This is a genomic window from Candidatus Burkholderia verschuerenii, assembly GCF_001189365.1.
GTDB classification, from domain to species: Bacteria; Pseudomonadota; Gammaproteobacteria; order Burkholderiales; family Burkholderiaceae; genus Caballeronia; species Caballeronia verschuerenii.
On the sequence record NZ_LFJJ01000243.1, the window covers coordinates 1 to 7,659 of the forward strand.

General features: G+C 61.4%; 8 protein-coding genes, 1 tRNA gene and 1 pseudogene. 4 read left to right on the top strand and 6 right to left on the bottom strand.

Annotation, left to right across the window (positions count from 1 at the left end):
* Nucleotides 1-174: 174 nt before the first annotated feature.
* Nucleotides 175-492: pseudogene (locus BVER_RS26310) on the top strand (LysE family transporter); the annotation flags it as partial.
* A 76-nt stretch (nt 493-568) separates the two neighbouring features.
* Here the strand turns inward: BVER_RS26310 and BVER_RS26315 are convergent.
* Complete coding sequence (locus tag BVER_RS26315) at nt 569-889, bottom strand: hypothetical protein (RefSeq protein ID WP_050455775.1); 321 nt, start codon at nt 887-889, stop codon at nt 569-571.
* Nucleotides 890-1,395: 506 nt separating this feature from the next.
* Between BVER_RS26315 and BVER_RS32935 the strand changes: the two genes are divergently transcribed.
* Complete coding sequence (locus BVER_RS32935; protein WP_050455768.1) at nt 1,396-1,608, top strand: hypothetical protein; 213 nt, start codon at nt 1,396-1,398, stop codon at nt 1,606-1,608.
* Nucleotides 1,609-2,265: 657 nt separating this feature from the next.
* Entirely contained in the window at nt 2,266-2,826 is a 561-nt protein-coding gene (locus tag BVER_RS26325; RefSeq protein ID WP_050455769.1) for a YggT family protein, read from the top strand.
* A 40-nt stretch (nt 2,827-2,866) separates the two neighbouring features.
* Here BVER_RS26325 and BVER_RS26330 read toward each other — a convergent pair whose 3' ends face one another.
* The 5 genes from BVER_RS26330 to BVER_RS26350 are packed head-to-tail and all read right to left on the bottom strand — an operon-like array spanning nt 2,867 to nt 7,195.
* The gene (locus BVER_RS26330; RefSeq protein ID WP_050455770.1) at nt 2,867-3,607 is read right to left on the bottom strand and encodes a hypothetical protein; all 741 of its coding nucleotides are present in this window, start codon (nt 3,605-3,607) and stop codon (nt 2,867-2,869) included.
* Between the two features lie 21 nt (nt 3,608-3,628).
* Entirely contained in the window at nt 3,629-4,432 is an 804-nt protein-coding gene (locus BVER_RS26335; protein WP_050455771.1) for a hypothetical protein, read from the bottom strand.
* A gap of 9 nt (nt 4,433-4,441) precedes the next feature.
* Nucleotides 4,442-4,966, bottom strand: coding sequence for a hypothetical protein (locus tag BVER_RS26340; RefSeq protein ID WP_050455772.1), 525 nt, complete (start codon nt 4,964-4,966; stop codon nt 4,442-4,444).
* A 4-nt stretch (nt 4,967-4,970) separates the two neighbouring features.
* Complete coding sequence (locus BVER_RS26345) at nt 4,971-5,741, bottom strand: hypothetical protein (RefSeq protein WP_050455773.1); 771 nt, start codon at nt 5,739-5,741, stop codon at nt 4,971-4,973.
* Complete coding sequence (locus BVER_RS26350) at nt 5,738-7,195, bottom strand: hypothetical protein (RefSeq protein WP_157056239.1); 1,458 nt, start codon at nt 7,193-7,195, stop codon at nt 5,738-5,740. The genes BVER_RS26345 and BVER_RS26350 overlap by 4 nt, the downstream gene beginning before the upstream one ends.
* A 221-nt stretch (nt 7,196-7,416) precedes the next feature.
* Here BVER_RS26350 and BVER_RS26355 point away from each other — a divergent pair.
* A tRNA-Gly gene (locus BVER_RS26355) sits at nt 7,417-7,491 on the top strand.
* Nucleotides 7,492-7,659 lie beyond the last annotated feature (168 nt).

Genomic DNA, 7,659 nt, shown 5'->3' on the forward strand with positions numbered 1-7,659 from the left:
AGATCGATCATGGTGTCGAGGCGGCTGCGAAAGAAATCGGGCGTGCTCATCGGCGAAGTTCCAAACTCCCAGGAAACCATTCAGATCAATATTGCTTCTGGGAGTTCTGGGAAACACGATCTTCCGGTGGCCCCTTGCCACCCTTGACTTCGACTAATTCTGAAGGGCCGACTCAAAAGCTTCCTGCGCGGATGCCTGCTCGCGGTGTCGTCGCCGAGCGCGATCCTGTGGTTTGCAGCCGTCGGCGGCGCGCTGATCGCGAAGGCCGGCGCGACGAGTCCGGTCAGCGCGTCGGTGTTTCTGATCGGCTTCTTCTGCGGCCGGCTCGGCTGGACGCTCTTCATCTGCTCGCTCGCGAGCCACGGCCGCAAACGCGCGGGCACCGGTTTGCTGCGCGCGTGTCACGTGATGTCGGCAATTCTGTTCGCGTACTTTTCGTACAGCGTGATCGTGAACGGCTACCGCGATCTGATCGTCAACGCGGCGTCGTGAGCCGCGCTATCACGAGGCGCAAGAAGCAAAAAAGCGATGCATTCGATGCATCGCTTTTTCGTTTGGGCGCAGGCTTTTACCAGTGCCGGTAACCGTATCCGCGGCCATGACCGTAGTAGCCATGCCGATAATAACGATGGCCGTAGTAGCCACCGCCATAGCCCCCACCGTATCCGCCGACAACGACCGCAGGCGGCGGCCCATACACGACGGGCGGCGGCGGTGCGTAGACCACCGGCGGAGGCGGCGGCGCGTAATAGACCGGCGCGGGCGGCGCGGCGTAGACAGGATAAGCCGGCACCCCGATGCCGATACCCACGGACACATGCGCCTGAGCGGCCCCGACAAGGCCGATTCCCAGCGCCGCGCCCACTAAAAGAGGACTGATCTTTTTCACATTGTTTCTCCTCGCCGAATCCGGCCGGTCCATCCGGCGCGAACGACGACATGCTTTGAATCTAACGAAAAAGCACAGTCGTTGCAGAGACGATTTGTTGCAAATTGCAAGTTCCTTAACGGGGTCGGCGATGTGAAAGAAAGTCGCATCGACGGAAAATCGCCGAGTCGCCCGAATCAAGCGCCGCATGCGTAACAGTTCGCGAATCGGTTTCGAATCGCGCATGCGAGACGTAACGTAAATTTACAAATCGCGCATAAAAAACCCGCCGGGTTCATCACGCGGCGGGTTTTCAGTCTCGGCCAAAAGCGGCGTTCAGCCGACTTTCACATACGCGAATTCGCGCGTCACATTGGGCGGCACTACGCCCCGCCGATCACCACACGCGGCGTCAGGCGCTTTTTCTGGTCCCACCACCGTCGGCGCTGGGCCTGGCTCAAGAATCGCAAATGCTTCCGGTACGAAAAAATGCTCATGGCGACCTCCGAACGTAGCGATTGAAACCCGTGGAAAGCCGCGCCGGGCATTGGCCGGCTTTCCGTCTGAATCCGTTTTTTCGTTTTTCGCTTCAGTATTTCGCGCGCCGATCGATCATCGATGTGCGCGAAGAAACCAAACTGTCGGATGCATGTGCGTTCAACCACATTCGCGAAGCGGCTGGCGAAATCGTCAACGGCGGGCCCCGCTTTTCGATGGCATCGATCGATGCCGTCGCTTGATCGTTGTTCTGGTCGCTTTTAATCGTTTTGCGGGATTCCGGCGTGGCGATAATCGCCTCCGTCTCATGGAACCTTATCAATGCGTCGCTGCTTCTGTTTCTAATTCCGTTTCTCTATCCTGTCAGTTTTGCGCGATTCGCGCCTTCCGGTTCTTCCTCCGCTCCGTCTCAAAATAGCAACATGGTTGCATCGAAACATCAGCGGAATGACGCATGATGTGCTTGCGGCCGACTTTTGCGCCGCTTACAAGTCGCCGCCCGCCAAACGCTCGCGCCTTGTGCGTCCGGGTTCCCAAGCGAATTCAAAGCCGTGTTATGGTGACGTCCGGCGCCCCATCCGCCATGCGGATGGGCGGGGATTCACAGCGCCGACAGGAGAGTCCGGAGCGTCCGTTCCGGGCGCGCCGCGCGCCACGCAAGTTCGCGCCCGGCGATGGCTTTGACATGCGTCCCGTCACGAGAAAGAACAATGATCGAGGTCAGCACACACGATGGCTCGCATGCGAGCGGCCGCCGCCGTCCACGGTGCCGCGCGCCCGCGCGTGCGCCGACGACGGTTCGCCTCGCCTGCTAGCGTTCGCGTCATCCCTTCCTGATTCCTGTTTCGATCACGACCTACCTGCGGCTCGCGCCGCCCAAGCATTCAAGAGGACCCGAGATGTTCGGCGACGTCGCCCGTTTTCTGCTCAACACCCTATTCACCCTGTTCGGCGCGGCGCTGCTGCTGCGCGCATGGATGCAGGTCGTCCGCATGCCGCCGTACAACCCGGTCTCCAACGCCGTGATGCAGGCGACCAACTGGATCGTGCTGCCGCTGCGCAAGATCCTGCCGGGCGGCAAGATCGACTGGGCGAGCCTGCTGGCCGCCTATATTGCAGCGCTCGTGTATGTCGTGCTGATGATCGTGCTGGCCGGCGTCGATCCCACGCTGATGCTGCCGATGCTCTTCCTCGTCGCGCTGCTGACGGTTGTGAAATGGGCGCTCAATCTGATCATCTGGGTGACGATCCTGATGGCGCTGCTGTCGTGGCTCAATCCGCAGTCGCCGGCGATGCCGCTGCTGTATCAGATCACCGCGCCGCTGCTCGATCCGCTGCGCCGCATCCTGCCGCGTCTGGGCGGTATCGATCTGTCGCCGATCCTGCTGTTCGTGATCGTGCAGGTGTTGCTGATGGTGGTGACGCGCTTCGCCGTGCAAATGACCTTGTTCGGTATCTGAGCGCGGGTGTCATCCGTCCATCGCGGATGACACCCTTCGCTTACCAGCCGCGCCGCGGGATCACCCGGACGTTCCAGCCTGCGGTCGCGGCATCGCGCGGTTCGACATAGCGCGTTTTCTCGATCAGATCGAAGGTGTACATGCAGTCCGGGTAGAGCGCGCCCAGGCGGCCGAACACGCGCTTGAATTCGGCCAGCGGCAGCGATCGGACCGACGCGAAATCGACCTGCATCTTCGCGAGCACCGTCGCCAGTTCCGGCGTTTCGCTCTGAAACTCCAGCCGATCCTCATAGCCGATCACCGTCGCGAGCGGCTTGGCGCGCCCTTTCGCCGTATCGGACAGCAGACACGCCGGTTTGCCGACGCCGCTCTTCAGATAACGGTCGACCGCATCGTTGGCGCGCTCGACGCTGCCGACCTTCTGAATTAGCCGATTCGCTGAGCGCAGTTGATCGGCGGGCGCCATCCGCGTGAGTTCATCGGTCAACTCGGTCAGATTCGATACACCGAAGTGCTGCTCCAGCCGTTGCGCGGCATCCTCGCTGGCCATCGCGCGCTTGACGCGTTGCGCATCGCTCGGCATGACGTCGACGACTTCCTGCACCTGCTCGGGCGTCTTTCCCTTGAACTTTTCCTGCAGCGCGAGCGCCGCCGATTTCCAGTCGGTGTTTTCCGTCGCCACCGAAATGGCATAGGCGAACAGGCCGAAAAAGATGATCTGGAACAGGAAATCGACGAGCGTCAGCAGAAAGACATTGTCTTGTTGGGTGGGCGATTTCATGGCTTCACGCGAATCCGGTCGTCAAGCCGCGTTGGCGCGTGGCGCGTAGGCGCCGTTCAGGCTCGGCGTGATCTGAATGCCTGCATCGACGATGCTTTGCACCGGCGCGCGCTCGATCCTCTCGACGCGCAATGCCGCGCGATCGAGCGCCACGATCAGCCGGTCGATCTGACTCGACAGCGTATCGGCCTGCTGCCTGGTCTGAAGCTGCGCGCGCTCGCCGATGGCCGCGATGCTCTTCGTCACCTCGCCGGTGATGCGCGACGACGCGTCGTGAAACTGCGCGAGCGCCCGAACTTCGACTTCGCCGGTCGCTCGCACGAGATGATCCGCGAACTGCGTGACGATCGGCTCCAGCGCCACCGCGCTGTCGCGCGCGTGGGTCGCGGCGAGCTTCTCGTCGAGTTCGTCGAACTTGCGCGTGAAAGTCGTGATCGTCCGCGACAAGGCCTGAAGATCGGTCTTGACCGTCGACGTGTCCACGCTCAGGTCGACTTCCTTCAACGCGGCGAGCGCGGCGCGCATCGTCTCCTGGCTCGCCTGCGCCATCGTGTTCAGGCCGTCGACGTGCCACTTGCTCGATGCATCGAGTGCCTGTTTGGTGGTGCGCAAGGCTTCGTCGGTCGCGAGCCGCCCGTATTGCGACACTTCCGCCGCGAACGCCTTCATGCCCGTGCTCAAGCCCGCGATATGCGTGTCGAAATGCTCGACATGCGATGCCATCGCCACCGACTCGACGACCTCGCCGAAGCGCGTGACCGAGTGGCTCGTCTGCTCGGAAATCTTCGCGATCGATTCGGAGAACACCGCCGCCGCCGATCGCATGCTCGTCGTTCATTCCTCGAAAGTCGATTCGACGACCGCGCGCGTGCGTTCCTGCAGCGACTGCGACAAGCCTTCGAAGCTCGCCGCCGATGCCTCGACCTTCGAGACGATGCCGTCGATCCGCTGCACGTACTCCGCGATCATCTCGCTCAGATCCTTCGCGTTGAGCGATTCGACGCGCGCCGTCAGCACGAGACGAAACACCAGCGCGAGACCGGTCGCGAGCAGCCCGACGCCGAACTGCGCGATCAGCCCGCTCATGTCCTTCTCGATGCCGAACAGCCAGACGCGCATCACGCTGCCGGCCAGCGAGAGAATCGTGACGATAAAGCCGAAGTAATAGACGCTATCGATCGCCGTATGACTCAGCCCGTTTGCGCCCGCGCGATACAGCACGGAAAAGTACAGGCACAGCGGCAGCAATTCGGCGGCGAGCACGACCGGCACGGGCAGATTCATCAGCACCGACAGCAACGCGCCCGTTGCCGCCAGCGTCATCATGAAGATGAACACGCGGTTGATATTGAGTTGCATGGTTTTATCCCGGCAGATTGGAGGGAACCAGCCTGGCGTCGGGACCTTCGTCGTAGCCGAAGAACCAGGCCCAGAACGTGTCGCGGCATCGTCCGACGCCCGCCGATACATCGCTGCGCGGAATGATGTTGAGTTCGACGCTGACGTTATGGAACGTCGGACGCGCCACGGTCGCGCCGCGCGATTCCTTGAACGTCTTGATGACTTGAGCGCCGCCGGAACATCGGTAGAGCGAGAAGCGGTCGGTGTATTCCATCAGGTCGGAAAAGATCACAAGATGCGTCGCGCCGTTTGATCGCATGTAGTCCAACAGCGACAGATCGATCAGCGACTGCGCGATCGGCGATTCCTTCGAGCCCTTGATCGGCGCCTGCACGGCCGCCTGCAACGGCTTCTCGAACTTCGTCACGTAATGACGCTCGAGCATGCGCGTGCTTTCCTTGAGCTCGTTGCCGGTGCGCCGCGGCTTGCAGTACGCAAAGGCCGGCACGAGATTCTTCTTCGACAGATCGTTCACGGTGAAGACCGAAACCAAATCGCCGTCGCGAATCTTGTGCTCGACCGTATTCTTCACGCGCTCGACGATCTCGTCGCGCGTCTGCGTCGCCACTTCGTCGCTCGTGTCGAGCACGATCACGGTCTTGCCCTGCACGTCCTGCGCGCATCCCAGTGCATCGACCGGCTCGGGCTTGTTCAGATGCGCCGCGCCCAGAATGCCGATCAGCACGACGCCGCTCAGCGCCGCGGCGGCATAGACGGTGAAGGTCTTGTTCATGCCTGCACGCTCACGACGGTGGAAAGCGGCATCGTGCGATGGCGCGCGTCGATGTTCTTCTGTGCTTCGCGCGTGACCTCGGCCACGAACTCGGCGAGCGCCACGCCCTGCTGAATGCGTCCTTCGTTTTCGAGATCGCGCATGCCGTCGTTGAGTTGGGACAGATACAGGCTCTTCGACATCTCCTGCTGCTGCTCGGCCGCTTCGACCTGCGCGATCAGCGCGCTGCCGTCTTCGTGTGCGTATTGGCAGATGAGATCAGGCGTTTCCGCGAAGTATTCCGGCGCGGGAATCGGGCGCACGGAGACGTTTTTCTGCCGATACACGTTCAGCACCAGCGTGAAATCGCGCTGAAGCTCGGTCAGCAAAACCTTCAGCGTGGCGACGTCGCTGCGGATGCCGCTTCTGATCTGGTCGAGCCGCGCCTTCGTGCTCAGCAACTGATTTTTCGCCGCCGCCATGCCGGTGACGCGCCGCTGGATTTCGCCGACGACCTTCAGCTTTACCACGTCGAGTTCGGAATCGAACTTGCGGCTGGCTTCAGTGAACAGGCGATCGCGCTTGCCGTGACCGGGATGACGATCGTCGCAGGAATAGCCCTTCCAGAACGCGATGGCGCTCAGCACGAGGCCGAGGAAGAACAGCACGAAGCTCATCAGATCGTTCGACGGCAGGCGGCCGATGAACACATAGCCCGCGACGCTCATCGCCCGTTTGAACGCCGCGCCCGCTTCGACCAGATCCGATGGATCGACCAGCAACTGATACTCGCTGCGATACGCCGAGAAGATCGCGTTGAAGTAGATCGCGACGAACACGGCGACCAGCAGCGCGTTCCAGCCCGCGACCTTGCAAACGCCCGCCGAGAGATTCTTGTAGCGGAACGCCATGCCCATGCAGAACGCGATCGACAGATTCACGATCGACACGAGAAACGCCACGAACGCGCCGCCGAGCAAACCTTGGGCGTTTTCGTACAGCACCGCGTTGCAGATCGTCTCGCCGAGAATGAACGGCACCAGCCACAGAAACGGCAACATTAGATTCTCGGGATAGCTCGCCTTCTCCGAGATATGGTTCAGCGCGCGATACGCCTTCAGTTCGGCCTCGCGCTGCAACTGATCTTCGCGCAGCCGGATGAGCACCGGCCGCTGCTGCTCGCGCGTGTGCGAGACCGTTTCGGTAAGCGGGCGATCGTGCAGCAGAGTGTCGCAGTCGACGCTCGTCTGGCTCAGCACGCTTTCGACTTCGGCGAGCGCCTTGATCTTCGATGCCTGCTTCTTGCTGAATTCCGCGTGACCGCCCGCGACGATCCGTTGCGCATCGGCCTGAAGCTGCGTCTCGTAGCTATCGAGCGATTGCGCCGACGTGGGCGGCAGCGACTTCGCGCCCTGCTCGATCCCTTTTTTTGCGTAATAGTCCTGCCTGGATACCAACTGCCCCGAATTCCCCATGATTCCGCTCTCGTCGCTCTTGTTGTATGAAATCTGTTACTTAATGTAACTATTTGTGAGCAAGCTTAGATTCAACCTTCAGTTTTGAAAGCGGCCTGCCTTATATAACGCGAACGAATGCGGAATTGCGACATCGAGGCGGCGATAACGCGGTCCACGAGCGTCACGGCCGAACAACATTTGCACGAACGGGCCGCCGCCGCTTAAAATATGCGGCTCTCGCGGGCGTCGTATAATGGCCATTACCGTAGCTTCCCAAGCTACAGACGTGGGTTCGATTCCCATCGCCCGCTCCAGATTCGCAACGAAAGCCGCCGCCTTCAGGGCGGCTTTTCAGTTGTGCGCCCAGCATGGGCGCACTCTTGCGGGTGCAAGTCGCGCGGCAAGTTGACCACAGCGAGCGAAGTGAAGCGCAACTGCGGAAGGGCGACCGACCGTGGGGAGGAAGCGTGGAGCGAAACTGC

Bases quoted from the DNA above. Each gene is read 5' to 3' on its own strand.
- BVER_RS26325 (WP_050455769.1), top strand. From the start codon at position 2,266: ATGTTCGGCGACGTCGCCCGTTTTCTGCTCAACACCCTATTCACCCTG.
- BVER_RS26330 (WP_050455770.1), bottom strand. From the start codon at position 3,607: ATGAAATCGCCCACCCAACAAGACAATGTCTTTCTGCTGACGCTCGTC.
- BVER_RS26335 (WP_050455771.1), bottom strand. From the start codon at position 4,432: ATGCGATCGGCGGCGGCGGTGTTCTCCGAATCGATCGCGAAGATTTCC.
- BVER_RS26340 (WP_050455772.1), bottom strand. From the start codon at position 4,966: ATGCAACTCAATATCAACCGCGTGTTCATCTTCATGATGACGCTGGCG.
- BVER_RS26345 (WP_050455773.1), bottom strand. From the start codon at position 5,741: ATGAACAAGACCTTCACCGTCTATGCCGCCGCGGCGCTGAGCGGCGTC.
- BVER_RS26350 (WP_157056239.1), bottom strand. From the start codon at position 7,195: ATGGGGAATTCGGGGCAGTTGGTATCCAGGCAGGACTATTACGCAAAA.